The sequence below is a fragment of the Microtetraspora sp. NBRC 13810 genome (assembly GCF_030268685.1).
Lineage (GTDB): Bacteria > Actinomycetota > Actinomycetes > Streptosporangiales > Streptosporangiaceae > BSRQ01.
In genome coordinates this window covers 343991-370209 of the sequence record NZ_BSRQ01000008.1, presented here as the reverse complement: position 1 = coordinate 370209, position 26219 = coordinate 343991, and the positions used below count along the sequence as shown (strand labels likewise).

Below are 26219 nucleotides of genomic sequence, written 5' to 3'. Positions count from 1 at the left end.
ACCCGCGAGTTGAACGAAGATCAGATAGAGCAGCCGCAGCGCCATGGACAGCGATCATGCCTGCAAGAACGGGAACGCCAAACCCGAGGTCAGCCCCAACGGCCGAGTTTCGGGCACACACACGCCGCCACCGGTCTCAGCCGCTTCGCGGTGCGGGTGCCGATTCATCATCTGGCTCGGTCAAGACCCGTGCCAGGTAATCCACTCGCGCCCAGCTCGCCACACTGATCCGCGACCCAGATCCGCGACCTCTGGACAAAAATGCGTCAAATCAGACGATTAGTGCTTCTTTGCGCTATATCGAAAATTCGACGACGGAAATCGTTGAAGAGGGGATTCGGTTAGGATGATCGCGCCACCAGCACTGTGGCAGAGGGCCGAGGAGTGATGATGGAGCTCGTCAACAATCGCTTCGTAATCATCACCGGTGAGCCGCCTCGAGTTGGTGGGGCATCCTCGGAGATCCGCAAGGCGTTGGATAGCCACGACGGCTCACATGTAGCCATAAAGCTGCTCCACGCCGATGGCGAGGACGAAACCATCAGGCAGTTCTTCGAGCGTGAGAGCAGGACCCTCCGGTCGTTGACCCACCCGCATATCGTGCGTCTGATCGAGGCAGGCTGGGACCAGGTCCGCGGACGCTACTACCTGGCGCTGGAGTGGGCCGAGCACACTTGGTCTGACGCGCTAGCGCAAGAGGGCCGCCAGGGGTGGCGGGACTTCTTCTCACGGGTCGGGATACCGCTGGCCAGCGCGCTGGCGCACGCACATCTGAAGAACATCGAACATCGCGATATCAAGCCCAGCAACATCTTGATCACTTCTGAGGCGAGTGTCAAACTCGCAGACTTCGGGATCGCCAAGCTCCTCGATGTGGTCGCCGGGGCCGACGGTGGACCGACGATGGCAAGGTTCGGATCTGGGGTGTACACGCCTCCAGAACCGGAGGCACTCCTGCCCTTCGTGCGCGATGTGTTCAGCTTCGGTGTCGTTGCGATTACCTCGATGGCCGAGACTCGGCCCGTCGTCCACGCCGAGCTGCTGCCCGCCCTGGAGCGGCTGGAACTGCCCGCTGAGGTGCGCCAGGTACTGCGCGCATGCGTGGACACCGATCCGCGTGCCCGACCACTCAACGGTGCGGTACTGGAAATCCAATTGCAGGCGTCGCTGGGGGCCGCTGGGGCCAGGGTGGCGCGCCATACCAACACCGTGTGGTTGAAGATGACCCAGAGCGCTGCCAGCAAGATCCTGGAGTGGGCTGCGGGGTCGCCGGATGTAGCCATGGCCGAAGCCGAGGTCATGGAAGACCTGGCAGAGGAGTGCTTCGCCGAGTTCCGGAGCAATCGGGACACCGGGCTTTCTGACCGGCGTCGATTCCAACTGCTCGGGCAGAAGTACAGGCTCTCAGTGGTCGTCGACGAGCGCGAGCCGACCCGGTTGGTGGTCGTGGCGGCCGATCGGCCAGAGAGCGATTGGCGTGACCGTGCGCGCAACAGGGCGTGCTCAGTGGGTCAACTAGTGAGCTTCCGGTTCGGCGCCCACAAGCCGGTCGGCGCCGACCGAGGCCTGGACACGCTGGTGGAGGCGCTGGATGAGCACCAGGAACCTGCCGCGGGCCCCGAACAGGACCTAGGCGATCTGCTTGCCGGTTGGCGGCGACTGCTGGACGCCAAGGAGGAACTGGCCCGAGCCGGACGACAGCCGTTGGAGTTCACCGATCGACAGGAACGTGGTCGGCAGGTCGACTTCTTCTTAGCGCAGGCCACCGACCAGATGTTGGTCGGAGAGGAGTGGGAGGTTTTCGCCCCGAAACTCAACCGGGTCATCGGCCGCGGGGATGTTGTCGACCAGGGGCATGAACAGCTGACTCTGCGGTTCCGCCATGACATCCGTGACGTTCCCCCTACGGGCCGCTTGCTACCCTACCTGGGGCCGGACAAGGCCGCGCTGTCGCGGCAGCGCGAGGCACTGCAGCGAGTCTCGGCACGGGAATCGGCTAACCCACAGTTACACCGTGCGATCGCCGAACCATCGGAGCTGCCGTCCGGGGCATCTGCCGAGATCGGTTCATGGTTCCGGAAGGAACTGGACGACAGCAAACGCGCTGTCGTCCGGTCCGCGCTGGGCAGTAGCGAACTGCTTCTGGTGGAGGGGCCACCGGGAACCGGGAAGACTACCGTGATCGCCGAGATTGTTCAGCAGGTCCTGCGCCGCGACCCGCGCACCCGAATCCTGCTGGTCAGCCAAACCCACATCGCCATTGACAATGCCCTGCAGCACCTGGAGGAAGCCGGAGTCACCGGCACCGTCCGCCTCGGTCGACGCGACGATCCTCGAATTTCCGAGCAAGCTCATCCACTCCTGCTCGAACGTCAGATCAAGTCGTGGGTGGCCGGCATCCGCAGCAACGCTCAACGGCACATCGCCGCTCTCGCCGCCAGTCACGGCTTGGAGGAGCGACACCTGCGCGCCGCAGCGATCATGCAGGAACTAGCGGCCGTGCTGGGCGACATCCAGCACGTCCAGAGCCGGGCCGCCGAGCTGGCCACCCAGCGCACCGGTGCCAGCCCTCTGAACGACGACGCCGACGACGCCGTAGCGGCCCGCGGTCGGCTCGCCGAGCTAATTGAGGAACGCGATGAGCTGTTGGAGCAGGCCCGGCGCCACCTCGCCGGTGACCTGACCCTTGGCTCCGACCCCACCGCCGCGGATATCCGCCATGGAGTGGAGGCAGTAGTCGGAGGCTCCGTCACGAGCGAGCATCTGATGCAACTGCTGGAGCTGCAGACCGAGTGGCTGCACCGTATCGAGTCTGACCGCGGCATGATTGAGGCGTTCCTGCGCACCCGGACTGTCGTCGCCGGTACGGCCATTGGGTTCCTGGCACAGCGGGCGGTCGGCAACCTGGACTTCGACCTGTGCATCTTCGACGAGGCGTCCAAGGCCACCGCCACTGAGACACTCGTTCCCCTATCGCGGGCTCGCCGCGCCATCCTGGTCGGCGATACCCGGCAACTGCCTCCATTGGTCGAGGATCTGCTACGTGACAACCAGCTCATGGAGCAATACCAGCTATCGGAACCGCTAGTCACTACGACGCTGTTTCAACACTTGGCCGACCACCTCCCGGAGACCGCCAAGCACCTGCTGCGTGAGCAGTACCGGATGATCCCGCCGATCGGCAATCTGATCTCGGCATGCTTCTACGACAACAGGCTGGTCTCTCCGCGTACCGGCGCTCTACCCGGATACGACAAGTTCGGCAAGCCGGTGCTGTGGATCGACACCGCCCCACTCGGCTCGGCCCGCTTCGAACAGCCTGGCGGCGACAGCGGCACCAGCTATTCCAACCGCGCCGAAGCCCAGCAGGTCATCAAGCGGCTGCAAATCCTGGACGCAGCGGTGGGCCACAACTTGATCCAGCCTTCGGGCGGCCGACTGGAAGTGCTGCTGATCGCCCCTTACAGCCAGCAGGTCGAAGAGCTCCGGCGTCGGCTAGCGACCCTCAGCCCCACTCACCTGGACGTCCTAGCGCTCTCGGTCGACTCGGTCCAAGGACGCGAATGCGACCTGGCCATCTTTACCGTTACCCGCAGCAACCCCCACGGTCGACTGGGGTTCCTCGGTGACAAACACTGGCGCCGGATCAATGTGGCGCTCTCGCGCGCTCGCTACGGCTTGACCATCATCGGCGATGCCGGCGGCTGCCAGAAGACAACCGGGGCATTGAACAACGTGCTCACCTACATCCGTACCCACGGCGACGACTGCGAGATCCGAGATGCCGACCGCCCCTGAAGCCGACCACGACCTTGCACGCCTATACGGCGACAAGCAACCCGGCCGCATCTTGGTCGCCGTCACCGACGCCGCGCTACCAATCACCCCCGTCACCGCCGAGGTCCTGGCGCAGGAACGCAAGCCCTTGCCAGTGCTGGATGAGTTCGTCCTGCGCCTCGTCAAAAAGGGCGTCAACACCAGTTCCCAGATCAGCGCACTGCTCGGATTGCCCGAGGCCCTCGTCCATGACGCCTTGGCCGACCAATTCTCCCAGGGAACCCTCCGCTATGCCCGTCTCGGAGCCAAAATCCTGCAGCTCACTCCCGCCGGGGAGCGCATGGTCACCGAGGTCTCCGAGATCACCCCTATCCGGCGAGACCTCGACCTGTACTTCGACCGCCTGAGCTGGCGGCTGATCCCCTGCGACAAACGCGACCTGCTCAACCGGCACCAGGCCACCGACCATGGACTGATCATCCTTCCGGCGGATCCCGACTGGGTTATCAGCAAGGACGACGACATCACCCCCGCCGTCCTCAACAACCTGCTCAAACTGACCGGCGACGAAGGCGTCGAAGTCATCACCGTTAAGAAGATCCGCGAGGGCAAGCCCCGCTACCTACAGGTCAAACTTCTGATCTACGCTGACACCACCGGCACTGACATCGTGTTGAGCATGGTCGTCAACGACGAGCTCAGCAAGGTCCACGAACATGCCCTGGCCAGGCTAGACGCCGTCACCAAACTCAATATCCGCGTCGAGCAGCCAGCTGAGCACCCACCCCTGGACGCCGAGCTAGAACGCCAGCGCATCCCAGTCGAACCCACCAGCCCAGCGGAACTCTCCCCCTCGCCCCCTCGTGCGACCACGCCTGCGTCGCCGCCAGGGCCCGTACAGGCGCCACCACAGAATCCTGCCATGGCCGGTCCACCACCGACCTTGGAGGTGCGGGGGATCAGTGTGTTCGAGCATCCCGCCCTACTAAACACCGCACTTACCATTGCCACCACGCGGATCCTGCTCATCGTCCCCTGGGTGAGGCGCTCAGTAGTCAATACCGACTTCATCAGCAAGCTTGAGAGTCGATTGCGGCGTGGCGTCCGCGTCCACATTGCTCACGGCTACGAAGACGACTTGCCTGACCCTGATGCCGACCGGAAGCTGAAAAACCTTGCGCGTCGCTTTCCCGACAAGCTCACGTACACGCGGATAATCAACAATCATGCCAAAGTCTTCATTTTCGACAACATCTGGGTATCCACTAGCTTCAACTGGCTGTCCTTCCGCGGAGACTCCGACCGAACTTTTCGCAGAGAAGAAGGCACTCTCGTCCGTAGCCGCACCATAACGGATGCCCAGTACGATCATTTTGTTCAGGTCATCCAAGATGACGCCATCGGATAATCTGCGTGGCGGCGAGGTGGCCATCGGCCCTCATTGCGGCATCGAGGAATTCGAAGGCCAGCGCGCCTGTGGGAAAGCTCCATCCATGCAAGTCCGCGCCTGCCGATAATGCCTGTACCGCTTCAAAATTCGTCGCATCGACCTTGAGCTGAGGCTTCTCCGAAGCGGCTACGCGGTTCGACTGTACTCGTTGATCAGCCCGCCGAGCACCTTCTGGTGTTCGATCCGGCCTTCCAGCGGCATCACGGTCCGCTCGTCGTGATCAGGTGGCCGCTGCCGACGGGACTGCTGTGGTCGATGGCCGCTGTAGTAATCGGCATACTCGGTCAGCACCGACCGCAGGTGCCATTTATTGTAGATCAGCATGCAGTCGATGTACTCGGCCCGTACGGTACGGACCCATCGCTGGCGTAGCAGTTAGCCCGCGGCTTGCGCGGAGGAATCTTCACCGCCGCCACACCCGCGCCGGCGAAGACCGCGTCGAAGACACCAGTGAACTTGGTATCACGGTCACGGATGAGAAAGCGAAACGAGCCGATCCGCGTCCCGAGGTCCATCACCAGGCTGCGGGCCTGCTGGGCCGTGCAGGCACCGGTCGGGTTGGGCGGTCACGCCGAGGATGCCACACACCGGGTGGTGACTTCTATGACGAACAGCATGTATAGGTGCTTCAAGGAAGTCGTGTCGACATGGAAGAAGTCGACGGCCAGCAGGCCTTGCGCCTGGGCGCGCAGGAAGGTCCTCCACGAGGTGTCGGCGCTTCGTGGGGCCGGTCCCGCCCCTCCGGCTCCGCAGGATCCGGCGTCCGGTCGCCTCGTCGACCTGGTAGCCGAGCCGGCCAGTCCACCGTGCACCCGGCCTTCGAGATCTTTATCTCATGTTGCTCCTACTGTCCGTCTTCCACAGGCGACGAGATATCCGCTTCGATTTCTTCGACATCCTCGATGAGGTCGAGAGGCATGATGTATTGAGCAATCTGCTTGGCCACGGCGAGCGGCCAAGGCAGCGAGATAGAGTACTCGTAGTGCGGTGTGGCCCAGCGGAGGTCGTGGACGAGCGCAGCCCATTCTTCCGGATCATCACCGGGTTGGATCGCTACAACGGTGAGTTCGAGAGCGCGAGCGTTCCATACCATCGACTTGGTCGACGGGTTGACGAGCTGCCCTTTCCTCCACCGGGGGACAACTTTCGATGCGCTCTTGACGGCCTTGCTGGCGCTCCGAGGTTTTTCGCCGGTACTGAAGAAGACGCGGTTTTCGTCAGGCCAGCAACCTGGCGCATGGCCTTCTTCTTTGCTGTTGACGGCCCAGGCGTCGGGCACCTCATCGCGTTCGGTCGTGCGTAGCCGAACATGACGCAGCCCTGGGTAGCGGGTGATGTCCTGGGGTTGCTGGCCGAACTTGATGGTGTCTATGGCCATGTCGGTGTTGTTGAGGTGTGGCCAGCCCCATCTGAGATTTTGGGCGCTGGTGAGCAACAGCAGAGACGGGTACTGGCGGGCGACACTGCGGAGGACTTGCTCGAAGAAGCGGGTGATCTCTTCGGGCGTGCGCTTCTGGTCGGTGAGCATATGGTGCCGGCTGATCTCGTGCTGGGCTCGGTGCAGGGGCGCCCATCGGACGTTAGGGGCGCAAGCTTGTATGTGGCGTCCCGTGGGATCAATAAGGACAGCAACCGGGACTTGGCGGGTGATGCCTTCCCAGCGGCTGCGCTGGTTTTGGCGGATTAGCCAGAAGGCCAGGTAAGCCGGTCTTTCCTGGATGGTGGTCTTGTCCAGTTGGACGGGAAGGTCCGCGGTGCGGACTCCCAGTTGACGCAGGAGGTCGTACCAGCTGAATTGCATCTTCTCTAGACTGGAATCCGATGTGAGGGCTTCTTCGTCACCTTCGGATGGTGTCGGTTCAGGAGCTTCGGTGACACATTGGGCCAATCGACCGGTTCGGGACAAGCCGGCCTTGATGGCGAACTTGGGGTCGGAGGTCCGTTGTTTGCCGGCGTAGGACTTTCGGCCCTTGATTTCGACCAAAGAGATTGTGGGCACTTCGGCGTCGCCGAGTTCTTCGCCGATCTTGTCGATGCGGTTGTGAACAGCGGCCTGGAAACGATCTTTGTCGGTGATGGCGGTGCCGTTGGCCAGTCCGCCACCCCAGGCGCCGACGGGGCGCACGGTGAGGAGAACGGTGAGTTCGTCGGTGGTGACGGTTACGGGTTTGCCGGTGAGGCGATCGGTGTCCTCGGGCACCTCGATGCCGAGGAGTTTGGCAAGCGTGGCGCGGGCGTAGTTCTTGGTGTGTGTGGTGTCGTAGAAGATATCGATGCCCAGGGTGTCGCCGACGGTGTCTGCGATGGACTGCCGCAGTTGCGCGGCTTCCGAGGCAGCAAATTTGCTCTCCTTGAGCTTCTTGAGGTCCAGCACAGTCTTGGTCCCCTTGCGTAGGGGTTCAACGGGGACCAGTCGGTCGGCGAGGGTGTTGGCAGCCCAATTGACGATGGGGACTTTGTCCGCAAGCGACGTTCCCGGAGCGACGGGGTGGTCGAAGGGGTACATGCCGTTGCTGTAGACGAGGGCCGCGGCATTGGGTGCCGCAAGGTACTTGGCGGGCGTCTTCTTGAGCGCCTCGGGATCGGGCAGCTTGCCTTCCTCGGTGAGTCCTAGTTCCCGGAGGATCCTTCCGATCTTGCCGCCAGCCCAGCGGGCCGAGTACTCGAAGCCATCGTCTGTCTCGGGTGCTTCCTTCTTCCAGGATTCAATGGATGCGACAAGGAAGCTGCGAGATTGGTTTAGCCCAGGCAGCCAAGGGAGGGAGGGCAGCATGTAGACGCTATGCCCGTGACTGAAGCTCAGTTTGGCTTCCTTGTGGGCCCACCTGCGTGTTCCCACCGAGAGATTAACCAGGGGCTGCGAGCCGAAGGCCCGGCTCTGAGCCGTGATGTTGATCATGTACGACAGTGGCCGCTGGGGCATGCGATGTGGGGGCCAGTTCATGACGCACGCGCCCTCTTCGGAGGGGGTGCGGCGGAACCGTGAGATCACCTGCTCGACTTCGGTCGACTCGTCGTCGGGATCCGCATCGGGGTTCTTCGGCATCAGATGAACGTGCTGGAGGTTCGGCGCGCTCAGCTCGGCGGCAATGACGTGAGGCAGAAGACGGTAGAGCTCATCCGAGCGGATCCGGTCATCGGTGTCGGAGGTCAACTTGGTGAAGTCGACGTCCAGCGGGGTCCAAGCCAGGTCGGAATGGTGCAACTTACCCAGTATCGCGTCAGCCTTGCCGGGGTGGCTTGCGATAGCACGGACCCAGGTGGCGATGATGAGGAACAGCGATTCGGTGTCCACCTCGACGTCGCTGTAGATCCACGGTGCGTTCTCGCCGATCGTCGCGCGGGTGGCGACCGTGATGACGTCGGGTACGAGGGCACTGATGACGTCGTTGAGCAGCGCGATCGGGATGGAGCGGATCTCCTCGCCGTTGCGTCGTGGTTTGGCCAGGGTGGTCAGCGGCTTCTTCCACGCCTCGGGGAAGCGCAGCAGGTACAGGCGGCGTTCCCAGGGGACGTCGGTCCGCAGCCGAAACGCGGCAAGTTGGAGCTGTTCGTACTTGGGCTTGGCCGGCATAGGTCATAGTCCTTCGAGCTGGGCGAGCGCCTCGTGCAGGCAACCGTAGAGGGTTTCGACAAGGTAGGTGTCGGGGTCGGTGCAACCGTTGGCGAAGTAGGGCGACAGAACGTCCCGCAAGCCGATGAGCAGGCTCAGCGAGGCGTCGTCGCTGTTGTTCTCCGAGCGGCGGGCCGCGTTGGGAGCGAAGGCCGCGTCGCAGAAGTAGACCTCGGCGGGAACTCCTCCGCGTACCAGTCGGCCGATCACCTGCCAGATGGTGACCAACTGTGTCCAGGCCAGGGCTTCTCGCTCATGTACCGGGAGGTTGCTGTAGGCGAGCTTGAGGTTGAGCAGCCATCTCCATTGGCGGTGGCCTGCGGAGCGGAATGCGGTGGCGCACCGCCCGAGAGTGGCGCGGTCGGCGGCTTCGACCGCCGGGAACCTGTTGCGAATCTGGTGCGTGGCCCACCGGTTGACGCGCTGGATGACGTAGCTGAGGTCGTCGGGGCGTGGGTGAGGGCGGACGAGGAAGTAGGCGGCCCCGATCGCAGCCTGACCATCGTCGTTGAGGATGTTGTGCCCGCGCTCGACTGCCAGCAACGGTGCCACGAGGATCCAGGCGGATGTCTGGGCCAGAGTGTGCACGTCCCCACGTCGCAGGCCGTTGGCTCCGTCCCAGGAGTCGGTGAACTCTTCGTCGTCGGCCACCAAGTGCAAGACGTGGTCCTGCCAGCTGCTGCGCAGCGAGACCAAGTGCTGGGCGACCATGCGGGCTTCGGCGTAGCTGCCGACCAGCAGCAGCAGTCGTTGCCGGTTCGCCGGCAGGGAGTCCCGATGTTGCTCCAAGATGCTCTTGCCTGCACCGGGGTTGGCCAGCTCGGCGATCATCTGCCGCAAGGCCAGTTCGCGTTGCTCGCCGGACTTGCCCGACACCTTGATCGGGGCCGTGGTGTCGCCAGCGAAGAGGGGAAAGAACTCGAAGCGGCTGGCCCGAACTGCGGCCAGTTCTTTCTTCGGGGGCGTCAGAATCGCGGTGACAGGGATATCTATGTGGTAGCGGGCCGAGGTTCCGGCCCAACTGGTGCCCGACAGCAGCAGCACGTTGGGACCGTGGTCGGAGTCGGTGCGGAACAACTCGTGCAGGTGCAGCAATACCCATCGGCCGATGCCACTGCAGCGGAAGAACCGCAGTCGCCCCATCTTGGAGCGCCCCTTGCGCTGGTCGTGGTCTTCGTCGAGGTACTGGAAGCCCAGCACGTTGCCCATCGGCGAGTCCGGGACGACGGGCTGGTAGTCCGCCGGGGCGCGGTGGAACAGGGCGGAACTGGTGCCTTCCAGGCCCAGCTCCATCTCCACGGCCCGGAACATGTCCATCGCCTGATCCAGGGACTTGGCCAGCACCGCGACCGCGAGGGTGAACTCCAGGCGGACGGCTTGGCGCTCCAGATCGTCGATGGTGAGCGCCAAGCCCTGCTCGGTGAGTCTTTTGGCAGTGGCTTCCAGCCAGTCACCAACCCTGCGAAGACGAACGGACTCGTTGGCATCCCGAAGAACCTGCGCGGTGAGGGTGATCATCTGCTCGGTGAGTTCGTCGTCGGTGCCCTTCGCACCGAGCGGGTCGTCGATCACTCCATCGAAGGCATGGCGCAATCTGCGGTAGACCGGGTCGTCCTCCCAGCCTTCGACGGGGTGGTGGCTGTTACTCTTGGCCGGCCCGAACCCGGCCCACGACTGGGCCAGTTGCTGTGACAGCGTCCACTCGGTGAAGTACGCCTTGTCCAGCCATCGGCGGGACAAGGCCGGTTGTGGTCGGGCGCTATCACGTGACAGCGCCGAGTACATGATGTCCACCGCGATGTTGGCGTTGTCGAGGTTGACCAGCCAATGCCGCACCAGCGGTTCGTGCATGGGCTCACGGCCGGCTTGGCGGATTGTTCTCTTGGTGCGGTCGATGACCTCGTCGAGCCAGGCGTCGTAATCCTCTCCGATGAGTTGCTGTTCGGGGCTGAATACCGAATCCAACTGGGCCTGAACCTGGTCGGCCTCGTCGACGATGATCAGGTCGCTGCGGCGCCATGCGAGTTCGAGGTAGCGCAGCCGTTCCTCGTTGAGCTGCTTGGGCACCGAGGTGTGGATGAGGCTCGCCGTGGTCGCAACCCAGACCGTTGCCTCCACCAGGTCACGCGAGGGCTCATGCCGTTGACAGGTGTGCCAGGCCGGACACGACTGGGCTTTCAACTTGTCGTCCAGGCCGTCACCGGCTTCGGGGATCAGACCCGAGCAGGGTGCGTGCCGCAGTTCCCAGGACGTCGCGGCGTGGTCGCGCAACCCGTCCAGCGAGCACGCGGTGCTGGTCAGGTCGAACATCCGGTCGCCCACGGGGGCGATACGGCCATTGCGGGGGTTGGTCAACCGGTGCAGGCGCGTCAGGTGTTGGACGCGGTTGGACTGTCCCAGCACGGGAGCCGCGCGTATGCCGAGAGCCTGTAGGTGCACCGTCTTACGCAGCACCGACGTCACATTGTCGGCGACCACGCATACGCGCTTGTTGTTGAGGTGGCACCACAGAAGCAACACTTCCACCAGCGTGCTCTTGCCAGCCCCGACCATGCCGATCATGTGCATGATCCCGGCGATCGTCAGTTTCTTCGAGGCGGAGAAGCTGTCGTCGGCTTGACGGACTTCGAGAGTCACCCGCGTTAGCCTGTCCACCCAGTTCGACCGCATCTTCTCAGGCCACTTCAGCTCAGCCTCGCGATCGTCGCCCCACTGTGCCGCGGTGACCAGTTCCGACCACTTCAGGTCAATCGGCTCGCGGTCGCGTCGGGCAAGCACATCGTGGCTGCGGCCACGAGGGCGGCTGGGGAACCAGGCCGGGATCGTCACACTGGTCGTCGGCTCGGCCTGGTTGAAAAAGCGCCCAGGGACGGCGGTCGTGATTTTGCTCGTCAGATCCGGCGGTGCGTTGGACAGGACGTTCTCGTAGTAGTCGAAGCGGTTGTCCAGCTCTCTGGGTTCCCGCTGTGAGGCGGTACCGGTGATCAGGTCCACCTCGTAGCCCCGGATGCTCTCCGGGTAGTCGGCGTACTCCTCCAGCGCAGTACGCCAGTCCTCGCGGTCTTTGAACCACAACACCAGGTGCCGGGCCACGCCGATCATGGATTCGTGTTCAGCGGGGATGGGTGTGCGGCCGGTGTGCAGAAAGGGGTATCCGCCCAGCAAGGCCCACGCATCGAGGATCGATTGGCCCGGCGCGACCCGCTGGACCAGAAACAGCACCAGCTCAATATCGATCAGCCGCAGGACCGCTCGCCCTTCCGGGGCATCTGATTCACGCCGCAGCGTCCTGGCGAACTCCTTCTTCCACGTGCTGCTGTCCCTCACGACTGCGCCTTCCGGAACTCGCGGACCACCCGCTCGATGAACGTCTTCTCCGACACCGCCTCAACGCGGGACTGCCCCTTCAACCAGGTGCAGTGGTTTCGCAGAGCCCGCAGGTACTCGGGTCGACCCGCCGTCTGCTCCTTCGCGATCACGATGAAGCCGCGTTCGGCGCCAGGCGGGATCACGAAGGGGCGCTCGGTCAACCGCCAGGCCAGCCGAACCGGGTTCGTCCACGACTTGACGTCAGCCGCCCACGGCACCTCCACGGGCAGGACGTCGCAGGCGTCGAAGTCGGGCCACAACCGTACGCTGATTCCAGCGCGCTCCAGCGCCTTGGCGATCCGTAGCTCCGCACGTCCAGGACCGGACACGAACATGCGGAGCTCGCGGCTCAGCCACACCACACCCTCCGAGGCGGGCAGGCGCTTCCTGACGGTCGTAGGCGCTGGGCAGTCCCACTCACCGCACCGGCGGACACTGTCAACCTGCACGGTCCACAGATGTCCGCAACCTCCACACACCACCGCCTCGCCGTCGACCAGCGCTTCCGCGGGCGCGGAACGGTAGGCGTTACGCAGATGGTGAGCGAGTACCGCATAGCCGGGCTTGGCCATTGTGACCAGCAGATCCCGCTCCGACATGGCTGGCTTCTCCACCAACAGCTGCCGAAAGCGAACGTAGGCGTCGGGATCGTCGTTCGCCTTGCACACGTCGAGTACGCCGTGAATCAGCAAGCGTTCGCGGATCTCGCCCTCGACGTCTCCACTTACCACCGCCCATTCCAGGCACGCCTTGCTGGGCTTGCCGTCCATCAAAAGCGACTCGTCGTCGTTCAGACCCTCCACGTCGGGACGGAAGGGCCACTCCGAGAACGGACGGTGCGCCCACGCCGCCAAATCCATGACGCTGCGTGGTACTTCCGCCTCGGCCGCGACGCCCATCGCCGTCAACCGGTCGAGACCGCGTTGCAAGGCTGGCGGATACGGCACCGGGAAGGCTCCCTGCCGGTCCAGTTTCTGTGACAGTTCGACAAACCCACTGGCCACAAGGCTGATTGCCACCGTGTTCCACTCGGTAGGCCACGGCCGGACCGGCTCTGTCGTTTCCTCAGTCGACGACGTGTGTTGCGCCATGCGGGGCAGCATAGACCTCGCCACCGACAAAAACGGGCCGCCGGACAGCCATCAATCACGAAAGCTTCACGACAAATAGCCCATTCGGAGCAATCCCCGACTTTAAGTATCAGGAGGGTAGTCCGCGTTGCCCTTATGCCATGAGCCAACTACAAGCGACAAAAGGTATCAAGCATTTGAATAACAACCCGGCTGGCAAAGAAGCGACGCAGGTCGACCGGCGACAGCTCCGTCAGTCGGACTCGACCCAAGCCGGGGATCAAGTGGATCCGAACATGATCGGCGTAGCCCTGCCGGGTGCGCTCACAGACGGGCTGGAGGATGGTCAGCCAGTGCCGCAGCCACTGTGCCACGATGCGCGCGGCATTCACCACATCGGAGGCATCGGCGGCGGCCCGTTCGCGGGCAACCTGCAAGGCGTGCTCTGCGATGCGGAAGCCGCCCCGCCGTACCCGCTCCCTAAATCCGCTCGGGCCCAACACCTGGATCGCGAAGTACCACGAACCGTGACCTTCGTCAGCCAGATCGGGGCAGGTCCTGTCCTGAGCTAAGCGACCGCACCGCTTGTACACCACCGGCTCGCCCATCTTGCTCCCTCTCCACTACTGCAAGACGGGCGAATCGGGAAAGCATGACGACGCTACAGCTGTAGTTGGGCGCATTCGAGGTGTATAAGTCCAGCGTGGGTCAAGGCGTCGATCAAGCCGGCCGTCCGAGTCACGGTTACGTCGTGCACCGAGCCCGGCAGCGCTGGCAGGCTCACGCCAGCCCGCCCGCCGGGCTGACTGGCAGCTGCAAGCTTGCCCATGTGCTCCCTACATCTCCAACATGAGGGCCTTTCGCTCACCTCTCGCATGACGTGCAGGGATCGGAGCTCGGCAGCCCCTGGACCGTCTGATCAGAACACGAAGTGGTCCGAGACACCGTGCGCTCGCGGCATCATTTGTTGTACGGGGGTTTAGCGGGTTACAACGGGGCTACTGCCATGGATGGGAGCATAGCGACAGATGCTTCTCAAGCGAGTTACGGTGAGTGGATTTCGGGCAAGCGCCACGAGCCCCATCGAGTGTGAATTCCCCGGGCGGTTCAGCGTCCTCGCGGGCCCCAACAACGCGGGGAAGAGCACGGTCAGCGAGGCCATCTACCTCGCGCATCGCGAGGTCTTTCCCTGGATCGGCCGGTTCCCGGGGTCTCTGCTTGGGGCCACACCCCGCCGGGTTTCCGTCACGTACGAGCAGGCGGGGTCCTCCAGCCCAGGCGCAGGTCCTCTTGACGCACTGCTGGGCGCCCAGGGCGTGGGGACGAGCGGCGCCTCGATCACCTGGTCTCGGCGACTCTTTCGTCGCATGGGACAGGTCGGCAGAGAGTTTGATCATGTTCTTCCGCAAGGAGAGAACTACATCCGGTTGGTTTACCTGCCCGCCGATCGCAACCCCGTCGACGAACTAGCGAGGCGCGAAGCGCGAGTGCTCATCGAACTCCTCCGCGCTCACCAGCAGCGAATCAGCGGACGACGCAGTCTCTACGGCTTGAGGCGCCGGGCTGAGTACCTGCTGGAGGAGCTCTCAAAGGACCCTTTGATCCAAGAAGTTGAGGACAGGATCGGGGAGTATCTCGCGGATCTGTCTGATGGGATCAACCCGCACGTTCCCTTCGTGCGTGGCCAGCAGATAGATGATGCGTACCTGGCTCGCGTGCTGGAGTTGCTGCTCGCCGCCACGGACGATCGTATGGAAGCCCACCGGCTGGAGATCAGCAGTCTAGGCTATGTGAACCTGCTCCATATCGCGGTGACGCTGGCAGCCATCCCCGATCTCACTGCTCCGTCAGGCCAGTTGGCAGCATGTGCCGGCGAGGACGGCGATCGCAAAGACACGCCCGAGGATCGAGAGGCGGAACTGGACCCCGAAGCGGAACTTCGGATCGTGGACGAAGAGCGCGAACTGGAGGAGGACGCCTTCTTCCCAACGCCTGCTTTTCACGCGACTGTGGTAATCGAGGAACCTGAGGCACATTTGCACCCCCAACTGCAACACGGGCTTGTCCGCTACCTACGCGGCATGGTTAAGACTCGTCCCGAGCTCCAGGTTATCCTGACGACCAGCGCGTCCGACATCATCTCCGCCTGTGCACCCACAGAGCTGATCATTATGCGCCAGCTCCGGAACGGCGGACGAGCAACGCGTACTGTGGCCAGTTTGCCCATCGTGGATCGCAACACGGTATTGACGAAGGCGCGCCTCCATATGGACGCGATGCGGTCATCGGCTCTATTTGCCGAGCGCCTCGTCCTTGTTGAGGGCGTCACAGATGTCACGATCCTGCGCCAGTTCGGCAGGTCATGGGCGGGCATGGATCGAAAGAAGCAGTCGTTCGTTAATGCCCTAGGAATCATTCCAATGGGTCACAAAGTCGGCTCATGGGCCGTTCGACTACTGGCGGCCCAAGGCCAGGAAATCTGCGACCGTCTCGCGATCATGCGGGACAGCGATCAGCCCATGGGGCAGGTACCCACACGCCCTAAGTGGCTCGCAGATCACTCTCCCGACGTTGTTGGATACTTCCCAAGCCATCCAACACTGGAACCCGCCATCGTCAAGGGAAACGAGATGGCCGTGGCTGAGGCACTGACCGCCATCGGTGTCCCCCATCCGGACCCCATCTCCCCCATCACGATTCACGAGCTTTTTCGCAGCGGTGTGGCAGCGAGTAGGAATAACGGAGCTGCCCTCCCACCAGGTGCCGCCGCGAAAGACAAAGGTGAGTTCGCTCTTCACCTTGCGGCAGAACTTGAGGATCGCATCAACCATGCTCCCCAATCAGTTCAAGTGCCGAAACACATGGCCGACCTCTTCGACTTCCTCTATGACCCGAATGTCGCACCAGCGACTGCGGCCAACCCTGAGCAGGACGGCGGTATCCCGCCGGAAGAGTTCGATCAGCAGCCCCTTGACGACTTCATCTGGACTGGCCTTGTCCAGGATTAGCAACACGCACCTGACTCGTGAGCAGCTCTCCGCCGTAACATCCAGGAACTCACGTCTTTACATCGAGGCGTCGCCGGGATCAGGTAAGACAGCGGTCGCTGCGGAACGCTTCGGCACGCTGCGCTACACGACACAACCCGATACGCGCGCGGTGGTCGCCCTTAGCTTCACGCGGGCAGCGGTCGCCGAGCTCAAGCAACGCATCAAGCACCGGTGGGGTGGGACCGCACTGGCCTGGCCCCACCGCGTCGACACGTTCGACGCCTTCCTGCGCGACCTAGTCACGCACCTACTTCGGCGCGGGCTCCTCCAATGGCCTGGCGGACACCAAGTTCTAACAGTCAGCGACAAGTGGGAGATCTGGGGTATCAAGATCAATCCAAAGAAACCCATCTATCCATATCTCACGATCACCAATGGCCGGGTCAGCTACCGAGAGACCAGTATCTTCGCCGAGGCCCTTGCAGATGGACACTGCACACATGAGGAGGTTCGAGCACTTATAACCGCGATCCTTGAAGAGGGAGCGTTATCCAGGGCGATCGCGGACTACATGCTCGACGCCGTTCGGGCGCTCGTAGTCGATGAGGTCTTCGACGGTAACGAACTCGACCTTCAGATCATCCGTCTCGCCTGCAATCTGGGGATCCCAGTGACGCTCATCGGTGACCCGTGGCAGGCTCTGTATGCCTTCCGCGGCGCAACGCCTGCAGAAGTACCAAAGCTAATCGCAGACTTTGGGTTCCTCTCCCACTCGCTGACGAGATCGTTCCGCTTCCGCAGTGCCGCCACCCAAAGCTTGTCCGCCGCAATGCGGTCCGGTATACCGGCGAACGTTTCCTTTATGGAACCAGAACAGCAGGTCGATGTGATATTGGCCAGCCGGTGGGACGACCTATGGGAGACCGGGCCACACGTGCTGCCGCTTTCCTTCGGCCAACCCACGACCAATGGGATGGCCGCCGCGACATTGCTGCTAAACCACATCACACGGAAGGTCCTCAATACGTCAGCGGTCTATGTGCACGAGGCTCTAAACCGTCTCGGGCTAGCGCCAGAAACGAATCTGTCTGATGCGATGGACCAAGCGCTAAGTGTGCTGCAACGACCGAATGAAGCAACCGAGGCTGCGTCAGAAGAGATGATTGCCATACTTCGACGCAGCAACGCCCGCCTTCGTTTGCAACGCCCTCATCTTGCGGCGTACATCGAACGTATCCGGCTCCGTACGACTGCAGATGCTCTCAGCTACATCCCAGGGCTGACGGTCCACCAAGCCAAGGGACAAGAGTGGAATGTCGTCGGCTACAAGGCGACTGAGGACGACCATCGAGCACTCGCCAACGGCCTCCGAAACAACGTCAACGCGCACCGTCGGCTCTACGTCGCGCTCACCAGGGCAAGGTATGCAACGGTGCTAGTGCCGTGATCCTCTGGAACGAGATCTGCATCGCGATGCCGCCAATGGGAGTCCACGCGGTCCGGAGTAAGGCGAGTACTGACCGGCTTCCGAGCCGGACCAAGCCGACGGACTGACCCGGTTGTGGGGTTGACCGGAGCATCGATTCGCGCGGAGCCTGACCGGAAGGCTGGACGGCAACTGGCCGGAGAGCCTGAAGGGCAGGTGGTCGCCGCCGTGGCATGGCCGTCGAACACGGCGCCGAGCACCACTTCGAGGCACCGGTCCGACGCCTCCGCGACCTCGCCATCCAGTAGCTGAGCGGCGAGCATCGCTTGCAAACGGCTGCTCGGTGGTTGCTCGTAGGCATTCGATCTGCTGGGAACGCGAGCTCATCATGCAAGCCCAGCCCTACGCAGCCAGGCCGAGATAGCGGACAAACAGCACATAATGCCGATGGTCAAGAACACACGGTTGCTCGGTGGTTGCTCGCGTGTACGCAATACAGCACGGCATCCATCATCACTTTCCGACACGACGGCGAGGAGAATTCCGTCTACAACGACACAAAATGTCACTCCGCGACACTGAGCGACACCGAGGGAACCGACTCATAATCCGTGGGTCGTGGGTTCAAGTCCCACCCGCCCTACTCTCCAATACCGCGTTCGACCTGGGGTTTCTCGGTTCTCGCCGGCCTCGGATCGCTTTTTTGATCATGGTTGGTTGCTCCGTGGTTGCTCTTGTGTACGGACCGTGTAACACGGTAGATCATTTGAACCGTCAGCGTCACAACAGACCTCGGCGATGATCAATAGAAGACAAAGCCAGAATGCCTCAACGGCTTGCCCGTCAAGACGAAGCACATGGACGATCAAAACTCGCTCTCAGCGAACCTCGCGCCGAGTGGTACTTCCCGGCCAAGGAGATTTTCCGTCCGCTGGCCAGCCAAGGCACCTGTGGAGCCCCGCCAAGGCATCCACCCGTGGACAACAACGGCAACGCCGCGACACGCCCGGAGCTTTGCGACTCCTAGGGCATGAGCAGGCACTTCCCAGATAATCACCGCCTGTGATTGCGCACCAGCGGACGCACTTCTAGCCTTAGACCACAATATGTAGTAGGGTCACCAGCGCAACCCTCTACTAGTTGTGGTTGGCATGCCTGGAGTCCGCTGTTGAAGCATCAGTTCCTCGCCTGCCGTAATGGGTCCCGCGAGCTACGGGTTCGCACACCTACGACGATGACGAGGCGACCATGGCGTTCGGCGAGCCAGCGACTGGCACGATCGCCGAAGCTGCCCTGGAAGAGCTGAGTGAGGGGCAGCCAGGCTCGGCAAGCGTGACGCTTCTGCAGCAGCTGGGACGGCAATGTACGCGGTCCGCACGTACCAACTTCCCGCCTCCCGAGGGCCACAGCAGCTGGAGTGACGACGCTGTCGACCACCTACTCGCCGACATGTTCGCCCGGGAGGAGCGCGACAATCCCGGACAGGGACACAGGTTCCTGCTCAACTGCTACCTTCGGGCCACGGACGGACCGTCCCTGGAACGGCTGCTACTGACCGCGATCGAGAACTTCCTCAAGGATCAGGCCAAGGGCACCTCACGGGGCCAACTGCGGCGCAGGCTGCAGACGCTCTTCGAAGGCGACGACCGGTTCCAACCCGTTGAAGGAGATCGGTGGATGCTGGCCAGCGGGCCAGTTCGGACCTGGCAGGGCGACCTTGATGCCTTGCAGCGCGCCGCCTACGGCGTCCGCGGCGTGGAAATCACCCGGTGGAACCATGCTGGCATGACTCCCCGTACGACCAGGGACGCCTTGCTCACGGTGGCCGAGGCGACCCTGGAGTCGGCTCAGGGGGCTGTCCGCCTTGAGGATCTTGCCCGTGTACTGCAGCAGCGCTTTCGGCTGCTTCGCGAGCCGACCTTCGTGTCCTTCGAGGATCAGCTCGATCAGCCTGACGACGCGGATGCGGTTGATGTCGACGTGCGGGCGCGTGAACTGTACGCGCTACTGTCGCCGCAGGAACGCCGGCTGGTACCACTCCTAGGCAGGCGGAGTCAGTGGAAGGGCGCGCTCGGAATCGGGCAGGCCAGAGCCGACGCGATAGGTGATGCGCTCATCGAGCAGCTGCGCCTGGCTACGGTGGATGACGCCGACCATGACAGGGTGGTGCTGGCGTTGGTGGAGCTGTGCGGCGGACTCGACGACCCGGATTAGGTCGTCTGTCAATAACGACAGAAGTGGCGCCAGGTCGAGCGGAGGAGCAGCATGTCGTCGGTGGGACGAGATGGAGAGCAGGGACTTGGCCGGCTCATGGCCGCGGTCAGCGCGGTTCGAATACCCGACGAGGTCCGCGCGGTGGTGCAGGCCGAGCCTGGTGATCCTGCTCCAGCCCAATTGTGGCGGGCTCGTTGGGGTGAGATCGTCGAACTCCTGTTGATCATGGAGGCGGACGTCTCGGTCATCGCCATGCCGATCATGCTGTATGACCGCGTCGCCGACGCACGGACACTCGTACTGACCTCTGATCAAACATCCCTCGCTGTGACGCTGACGGTCTGGACGGATCTGACGCACCGTGTTCCCATGTACGTCCTTGACCGTCAGATCGGGACCGTCGCGGTGGACGTGTCACGATCGGGGTGGGAGGCCGACGCGATCGCCGGAGGCGCTCGGTGCGGCAGTGACCCTGTCAGCGCGGCCGATCCCCGGCATGAAGTGCGGGCCAGGCTAGAGGACGCGATGCGTGAGTTCGTCGAAGCCAAGTGGGCTCCCTCGGGGTCTGGAGATCTCGCTCGGCTGATGGCTGCGGCTTCCCTCAGCCCGCAACGGTTGATCGACGCGATGGGCGTCTCGCCGCAGCGGGCGCTGGCGCTGCGGCGGGGACAGGTCGCCGTGGAGGATGCGGAGGCGAGGGTGCTGGCGCCTCTGCTGGGCATCACTGAGGAGGCGGTGTTAGAGGCCAACGCCTCGCCTCCTGCTGCTCTTGTGGTGCAGATGAGCAGGCCACGTCGCCGCGCACAGGTGATGCGGCTGGCCCGGAAACGCGGTATCAGCGAGCACAGCGCCTGGCTCGCAGCGACCTACGGGGTGAACGCGCAAGCCGCGCGCCAGACCGGCCAGTCTCAGGACCCTGTCTGGGAGGAACGCATCGACCGCTACTTTCAGGTGACCTTGGAGAACTGAATGCCGCTCGTGCTTCGTGAGCTGATCACCGCCCAGGTGACGGCGATGATGCGCGTGCTGGAGCAGTTGTCCCCCGGGGTGGCCGCGCGACTCGGCGCCGACCCCTTCGCTGCCTTGTCGACCTTCACCGATCTTGAGGTGCGGCTGGTGCCCGAGGCCGAAACCGGTGCTCGTCCAGGTAACGCGGGGTGCAGTGTGGCCGGGGTATACATCGCCGAGGCGGTGCCACCCATCCTGGGCGTAGCCGTGTCCACCAGCGCCGGTCGCCGGGCCTTCACCGTGCTGCACGAGTTCGGTCACCATCTTCAGCAGGACCAGCCGACGCTGGCGGGCGTGCTGTTGGAGCAGCCCGATGGTGGAATCGCGCTGGAGGACGCGGCGTGCGACGCCTTCGCCGCTGACATCCTCCTGCCGCCCTCGCTGGTCGACCGCTTCATCGGGGCGCGTGGCCCGACCGCCGTTCAGATCGTGGATCTCTGGCAGGCGTCAGTCGCCTCGAGGGCCGCCGCCTGTGTCCGGGCAGCGCAACGCCTCCCGAGTCCGGGCCACATCGTGCTCCTCAACGAGGAGGGCAAGGTGTCTTTCGCCACCAGCATCGGTCTCCCGCCGATCGCGCGCGGCAGTGTGCAGAGCGACATCGGCACCGTGCGCGAGGCCTTGGCCGGCTCCGGACGCGCCGCTGGACGTACCCGGGTGCGTTACCGCGATGGTATCCAAGGCGATGAACTGCATGCGCAAGTCGTACCGATGGGTGGCTACCTCCTGCTGGTGGCGGTCAGCGACCGCGCGCCCTGGCTGGACTTCGCGCCTCCTTCACCCGCCACCGGGCCGGTGGCCCCCGGCTGGGTTTGCGAACACACCGAATGCCGCCACGAGTTCACCCCCTTCGAGGCCCCATGCCGCGCATGTGGACGCCCACGCTGCCCCGAGTGCCAGCGATGCCAGTGCGCTCCCCGAGTTAGCGAGCAAACCTGCTCGCGCTGCTTCCAACGCCTGCCCGCCTTGATGTTCGCCACGGGTTCCGCATCCTGTTCTGAATGCTCCTGAGATTTTTCTGACCGGTGTGCGGCGAGAGGCCAATTAGGTCGTCTGTTCCTGGCGTGAGGCCCGATCGTGCGGGCCCCACCCCAGGTGCCGCGCCAACGCCGACAACGCTCACCTCGCAACCCACGTCGGCGGAACAGGACACTCAACACGAACATGAATCCGACATCGACCCCGGCGGCCTTCGGGATCTTCGACACCGCGCTCAACCTCGACCCCGCCGTGCGGGACAAGGCGATGCGGCGGCACCAGGAGATCACCGAGGTGCTCACGGGAGCGGGTATCGCCGCCTCCACCTTCTTGCAGGGCAGCTTCGCCCGCAAGACCATGCTCAAGCCGTTGAAGGACGTCGACATGGTCATCGTCTTGAGCGAGGAATTCCGTAAGGCGTGGTTCGGCGCGGGCAAGGGCGGGCCCGCAGCGGCGATGGCCCGGCTTCGCCGTGAGATTGAGAAGCACTGGCCGGATGCCCGCTTCGACGTTGACGACGAGCCCGCGCACGCCTTGCAGATCACCTTTCCCGACTGCATTTTCACCGTCGACTTGGTCCCGGCCTTCGCCGACATCAACGGCGGCGAAGACGTGTTCATCGCTGACCGTGAGCTCGACCGCTGGGAGAGGTCTAACACCCGTACGCTGCGCCGGGTAGTGGTTGACCGGAACAAGGCGACGGGCGGCGTGTTCGTTCACCAGGTGCGCATGGGCAAGTCGTTCAAGGGCGACAAGCCCGAACTGCAGGGCTTGTGCGGGCTGGTCATCGAGTCGTTGTGCTACGCCGCGATCACCAAGAAGATGGCGCACGCGGCCGCCATGGTGGCCTCCTTCGAGCACGCGGCCACCGCGGTGATGGGCAAGGTGATGGACCCCACCGGGGTCGACGACCTGGCCGAGGAATGGACGCCGTCCGACCGGACGACCTACAGCAAGGCCTTCGCGACGGCGACGGCACGCGGCCGGGAGGCCCTCCGTCTGGCCGCTGACGGCGAGCACGAGGCCGCCATCGAGATCTGGCACTCGGTTTTCGGCGACCCGTTCCCGGCGCCGTCTGCGCAGACCGCCGCCCAGGCGCTGGCCGCGCTGACGGCAGGCAGCATCACCTCGACCGGCCGCGCCGTCTCCTCCCGGCGCGGGGCGCAGCCGAACAGACCGGCGAGGTCATGGCGTACTCGGTAACCGAGGCACTCATTGATCCTGCCAAGGCAGCCGAATACCTCCTCCGCCACGCCGACCTGTACGGCGTGGCGGAGGCCACCGGCCGCAGCGGTTGGCGAGGTGCCGCCCTGCTCGAATTGACCCTGATGCCCCTGCCTGCCCTCGCACGCGACGGCTATCCGACCGAGCGCGTGCGGTTGGTGATCATTCCGCCCGGCGATCACATCCACGTTTACCCGAGATCAAGCTCCAGACGCCGCTTCAAACACCGCAACACCCAGCCCGCCGATCTGTGCCTGCAGTACAACCGAGACGATCCTGCACTGCGCTGGCTACCCGAGGACGGCCTGGAGCCGCTCATCACCTTAATCCATCGGCACCTAATGCTCGAGGAGGCATGGCGGCGCACCAACGTCTGGCCGTGCGAAGATGCCCCACACGGTGACGGCTATGCCAAGCCCCACCGTATTCGCACGCCTCAGATGCGGAGGGAACAACACCGATGGGTCCGACGCTGCTGATCACACACTTAGCCCCCGGCCAGGCCACCGAGCAGTCAGCCCTACTCTCGGTCGGCCTGGCCATTCTCGGCTCAAGCGTGCTCGCCGGAGTGCTCGGCACCCTCCTGGGTAACGCCAAGGCCAATGCCGCCATCCGGCGTGACCGTTACGCCCAGGTGGTCCGCTGCCTCGTAGCCTGGGCCGAATACCCCTACCGAATCCGCCGACGAACCGATGACGAGCCCAGCACGCTGGCGGCACTTGCCAACCACGGCCACAGTCTTCAAGAACAACTGGCCGAGTCCAAAGCCTGGGTCGCCGCCGAAAGCCAAGCCATTAGTAAGGTCTTCGACTCCTGCCTCGTAGAGCTCAGCGCCCGCGTCTCACCCGCATGCGTAGCCGCTTGGCAAACACCACCCGTGACGACGGCCGCCGGCATGGTTCTCGGTGATGCCGGCTCACAAGACGTTGACCAGATCGTCGCCCGGATGGAGATCGCGGTTATCTACCGATTCGGGTACCGCCGTCTCATGTGGAGACGATGGACGCTACGACGTCTACGGCAACGAGGTTGCCTACAGAGTTCGGGAAAGTCCGTAGTCGCCCATGAACCGCCGGCACGGGGAGATGCTGCTCGTACCGCGAGCGGTACAAACGTGTTGAACCCATGAACTGACACACAACCCACCGGCCAGCACTGATCTTGCGTACGGCAACAGTGGAACAGGCGGCTCGACGGCGCGGTCGCCGAACCGACCAAACGCAGGAGGACAGCCCCAAGACCACCATCGTTATCTCGGGCTGTTGGCGCCTTCCCGCAGGTCAGCGATAGATGATCCTGTCAGACACATAGGCACATTGCCTTCGGCTACCCGTTCGGTCGGCGCGACGATGGCGACTAACGGAGTCGTGCTCCTGCCAGACCGGTGCAGGCGGCCGGCGCGAAACTCGTGTGCCACTGCGCCACAGGTTGATCCTTTCGCGGCCATCATGCGGGCGTATACCTTTTGTACAGTCGGAGTGGATCATCGCTCAGCTCGGGAGAAGGACGCCGCATGTCTGATCCGCGCTCGCTAGCCGACAGCGACTCCCGGTGGATCGGCGACTACCGGCTGACCGGGGTGCTGGGCGTGGGCGGGCAGGGCATCGTCTACCTGGGTGAGGCGCCCTTGGGCGAGCGGGTGGTCGTCAAAACGCTGCACGCCCGGACGGCCGCTGAACCCGAGGCCCTGTAGCGGTTCCTGCGCGAGAGCGAGATCGCCCGGTCCGTGGCGGAGTTCTACACGGCGCGGGTCATCGACGCCGAGATCGCTGGCGGGGCGCCATACCCGGTCAGCGAAAACGTACGGGGCCGTCCCCGGGCGAGCTAGTCACCCGGGAGGGGCCGCGCACGGGCGACGGCCGTTGTTGATCATGGCTGGTTGCTCGGTGGTTACTCTTGTGTACGGATCGTGTATCGCGATAGATCATTTAAACCGCCACCGTCAGTTCAGACCCCAGCGACGGCCACCAGAAGATCAAGCAAGACAGTCTGCACGGCGTCGCTGGTCAGCGCTGGTCTTATATGCGGTCAAACCTTGTCCAAGCCGGCTCTTCTTGCCTACCACGCCGCTCGTGTCCAGCAGATAAAAGATCCGCTGCTTCTCGCAGCGATCCCCTCGGCCCCGTTCACCGCGCAGCCCAGGGATCGATCGGCTGCACCGTCTGCGCATAACCGTTGAGAGCAAACAGGCAGGCCCGCCGAAGAATCGGCGGGCCGGCCTGTGTTCGGTGGCTCAGGTGGTGGTGTCTCAGGTTTGGGTCGGCAGGGTGATCAGCCGGGCCGTCTGAGCACCTGCGGCTGCGGTGTTGACGAGAGCGGCGGTGGATTCGGCGGCGGCGCGGGCCACCTCCGGGTAGACGCTGGTGTAGGTGTCGCGGGTGAAGGTGGAGGAGACGTGACCGAGGGTCTCCTGCACCACCTTCAGATCGACTCCGGCGGCCAGCATGAGCGAGGCGGCCCCATGGCGGAGATCGTGCAGCCGCACCGGCGGCAGTCCCACCTGGAAGGCCAGCTGGTAGAAGTGGTCACTGACCTGCTGCGGATGCAGCGGCCGGCCGATCTCGTCGGTGAAGACGAACCCACTGTTGGTCCAGACCTCGCCCGCGGCCAGCCGTTCGGTGGCTTGCCGCTTGCGGTGCGCGCGCAAGGCGGTGACGGTGTCGGCGTCCAGGGCGATGGTGCGGTCGCTGGCTTCGGTCTTCGGTCTGCCCTGCACCGGTTCCCAGCCCAGTTGGGTGATCTGCCAGTGCACCCCGGCCGTTCCGGCAGCCAGGTCGACGTCCTTCCACCGCAGCCCGACCGCCTCGCCCCGGCGTAGCCCGCGCAGGGCGATCAGCCGATAGAGAGCCGACAGCCGGTGGGTGGCCGCCTGGGCGAGGAAGGTGTAGGTGTGGGAGGGTGTCCAGACCATCACCGGCGACGGTCGCGGCACGGACGCGTACACGTTGATCATGCTGGCGCGGCTGAGCCGGGCCCCGCGCCGCTGCTGCTCGACATCGAGCCGGTCGTGCAGGTCGCGGTTCCAGTCGACGACCCGCTCATCGGTCCACACCAGCGCCAGCCGTTCAAAACAAGCGAACACGAGGCACGCTCACACCGCTCG

The 26219-nt window shown here is 63.9% G+C and carries 17 protein-coding genes; 11 read left to right on the top strand and 6 right to left on the bottom strand.

The window, feature by feature from the left end:
- Positions 1-387: 387 nt before the first annotated feature.
- Complete coding sequence (locus QSK26_RS18950) at positions 388-3798, top strand: serine/threonine-protein kinase (RefSeq protein WP_285776491.1); 3411 nt, start codon at positions 388-390, stop codon at positions 3796-3798.
- Complete coding sequence (locus QSK26_RS18945) at positions 3782-5185, top strand: phospholipase D-like domain-containing protein (protein WP_285776490.1); 1404 nt, start codon at positions 3782-3784, stop codon at positions 5183-5185. Before QSK26_RS18950 ends, QSK26_RS18945 begins: the two co-directional genes overlap by 17 nt.
- A gap of 168 nt (positions 5186-5353) precedes the next feature.
- On the opposite strand, the gene QSK26_RS18940 is transcribed toward QSK26_RS18945, so the two are convergent.
- From QSK26_RS18940 to QSK26_RS18920, 5 genes are all read right to left on the bottom strand, one after another.
- The gene (locus QSK26_RS18940; RefSeq protein ID WP_285776489.1) at positions 5354-5551 is read right to left on the bottom strand and encodes a hypothetical protein; all 198 of its coding nucleotides are present in this window, start codon (positions 5549-5551) and stop codon (positions 5354-5356) included.
- 520 nt (positions 5552-6071) lie between these two features.
- Positions 6072-8801 (bottom strand): RNaseH domain-containing protein, encoded by a 2730-nt coding sequence (locus tag QSK26_RS18935; protein ID WP_285776488.1) that lies wholly within the window; start codon positions 8799-8801, stop codon positions 6072-6074.
- A gap of 3 nt (positions 8802-8804) precedes the next feature.
- On the bottom strand, positions 8805-12167 hold the full coding sequence (locus QSK26_RS18930; RefSeq protein ID WP_285776487.1) for a pPIWI_RE_Z domain-containing protein: 3363 nt from the start codon (positions 12165-12167) through the stop codon (positions 8805-8807).
- Positions 12164-13300, bottom strand: coding sequence for a restriction endonuclease-related protein (locus QSK26_RS18925; protein ID WP_285776486.1), 1137 nt, complete (start codon positions 13298-13300; stop codon positions 12164-12166). Before QSK26_RS18925 ends, QSK26_RS18930 begins: the two co-directional genes overlap by 4 nt.
- A 149-nt stretch (positions 13301-13449) precedes the next feature.
- Positions 13450-13887 carry a hypothetical protein gene (locus QSK26_RS18920; protein WP_285776485.1) on the bottom strand — a complete coding sequence of 146 codons (438 nt, stop codon included), beginning with the start codon at positions 13885-13887 and terminating at the stop codon, positions 13450-13452.
- A 759-nt stretch (positions 13888-14646) separates the two neighbouring features.
- On the opposite strand from QSK26_RS18920, the gene QSK26_RS18915 reads away from it, so the two are divergent.
- The 9 genes from QSK26_RS18915 to QSK26_RS18875 all read left to right on the top strand — a co-directional run bounded on the left by QSK26_RS18915 (position 14647) and on the right by QSK26_RS18875 (position 24809).
- Positions 14647-16287, top strand: coding sequence for an ATP-dependent nuclease (locus QSK26_RS18915; protein ID WP_285776484.1), 1641 nt, complete (start codon positions 14647-14649; stop codon positions 16285-16287).
- Positions 16274-17716 carry a UvrD-helicase domain-containing protein gene (locus QSK26_RS18910; RefSeq protein ID WP_285776483.1) on the top strand — a complete coding sequence of 481 codons (1443 nt, stop codon included), beginning with the start codon at positions 16274-16276 and terminating at the stop codon, positions 17714-17716. The genes QSK26_RS18915 and QSK26_RS18910 overlap by 14 nt, the downstream gene beginning before the upstream one ends.
- Before the next feature lie 1227 nt (positions 17717-18943).
- Positions 18944-19909 carry a hypothetical protein gene (locus QSK26_RS18905; protein ID WP_285776482.1) on the top strand — a complete coding sequence of 322 codons (966 nt, stop codon included), beginning with the start codon at positions 18944-18946 and terminating at the stop codon, positions 19907-19909.
- Between the two features lie 51 nt (positions 19910-19960).
- Positions 19961-20878: a hypothetical protein gene (locus tag QSK26_RS18900; RefSeq protein WP_285776481.1), complete on the top strand. Its 918-nt coding sequence runs from the start codon at positions 19961-19963 to the stop codon at positions 20876-20878.
- Positions 20879-21925, top strand: coding sequence for an ImmA/IrrE family metallo-endopeptidase (locus tag QSK26_RS18895; RefSeq protein ID WP_285776480.1), 1047 nt, complete (start codon positions 20879-20881; stop codon positions 21923-21925).
- A 153-nt stretch (positions 21926-22078) separates the two neighbouring features.
- On the top strand, positions 22079-23095 hold the full coding sequence (locus tag QSK26_RS18890; RefSeq protein WP_285776479.1) for a nucleotidyltransferase domain-containing protein: 1017 nt from the start codon (positions 22079-22081) through the stop codon (positions 23093-23095).
- Positions 23080-23595, top strand: a complete 516-nt coding sequence (locus QSK26_RS18885) for a hypothetical protein (RefSeq protein WP_285776478.1) — start codon at positions 23080-23082, stop codon at positions 23593-23595. Before QSK26_RS18890 ends, QSK26_RS18885 begins: the two co-directional genes overlap by 16 nt.
- Positions 23577-24245, top strand: coding sequence for a hypothetical protein (locus QSK26_RS18880; RefSeq protein ID WP_285776477.1), 669 nt, complete (start codon positions 23577-23579; stop codon positions 24243-24245). The genes QSK26_RS18885 and QSK26_RS18880 overlap by 19 nt, the downstream gene beginning before the upstream one ends.
- 384 nt (positions 24246-24629) lie before the next feature.
- Complete coding sequence (locus tag QSK26_RS18875) at positions 24630-24809, top strand: hypothetical protein (protein WP_285776476.1); 180 nt, start codon at positions 24630-24632, stop codon at positions 24807-24809.
- 555 nt (positions 24810-25364) lie between these two features.
- On the opposite strand, the gene QSK26_RS18870 is transcribed toward QSK26_RS18875, so the two are convergent.
- Complete coding sequence (locus tag QSK26_RS18870) at positions 25365-26198, bottom strand: site-specific integrase (protein WP_285776475.1); 834 nt, start codon at positions 26196-26198, stop codon at positions 25365-25367.
- Positions 26199-26219 lie beyond the last annotated feature (21 nt).

Coding starts and splice junctions, on each gene's coding strand:
- QSK26_RS18950 (WP_285776491.1), top strand. CDS start 388: ATGATGGAGCTCGTCAACAATCGCTTCGTAATCATCACCGGTGAGCCG.
- QSK26_RS18945 (WP_285776490.1), top strand. CDS start 3,782: ATGCCGACCGCCCCTGAAGCCGACCACGACCTTGCACGCCTATACGGC.
- QSK26_RS18940 (WP_285776489.1), bottom strand. CDS start 5,551: ATGCTGATCTACAATAAATGGCACCTGCGGTCGGTGCTGACCGAGTAT.
- QSK26_RS18935 (WP_285776488.1), bottom strand. CDS start 8,801: ATGCCGGCCAAGCCCAAGTACGAACAGCTCCAACTTGCCGCGTTTCGG.
- QSK26_RS18925 (WP_285776486.1), bottom strand. CDS start 13,300: ATGGCGCAACACACGTCGTCGACTGAGGAAACGACAGAGCCGGTCCGG.
- QSK26_RS18920 (WP_285776485.1), bottom strand. CDS start 13,887: ATGGGCGAGCCGGTGGTGTACAAGCGGTGCGGTCGCTTAGCTCAGGAC.
- QSK26_RS18915 (WP_285776484.1), top strand. CDS start 14,647: ATGGGACAGGTCGGCAGAGAGTTTGATCATGTTCTTCCGCAAGGAGAG.
- QSK26_RS18905 (WP_285776482.1), top strand. CDS start 18,944: ATGGCGTTCGGCGAGCCAGCGACTGGCACGATCGCCGAAGCTGCCCTG.
- QSK26_RS18900 (WP_285776481.1), top strand. CDS start 19,961: ATGTCGTCGGTGGGACGAGATGGAGAGCAGGGACTTGGCCGGCTCATG.
- QSK26_RS18895 (WP_285776480.1), top strand. CDS start 20,879: ATGCCGCTCGTGCTTCGTGAGCTGATCACCGCCCAGGTGACGGCGATG.
- QSK26_RS18890 (WP_285776479.1), top strand. CDS start 22,079: ATGAATCCGACATCGACCCCGGCGGCCTTCGGGATCTTCGACACCGCG.
- QSK26_RS18885 (WP_285776478.1), top strand. CDS start 23,080: ATGGCGTACTCGGTAACCGAGGCACTCATTGATCCTGCCAAGGCAGCC.
- QSK26_RS18880 (WP_285776477.1), top strand. CDS start 23,577: ATGGGTCCGACGCTGCTGATCACACACTTAGCCCCCGGCCAGGCCACC.
- QSK26_RS18875 (WP_285776476.1), top strand. CDS start 24,630: ATGTCTGATCCGCGCTCGCTAGCCGACAGCGACTCCCGGTGGATCGGC.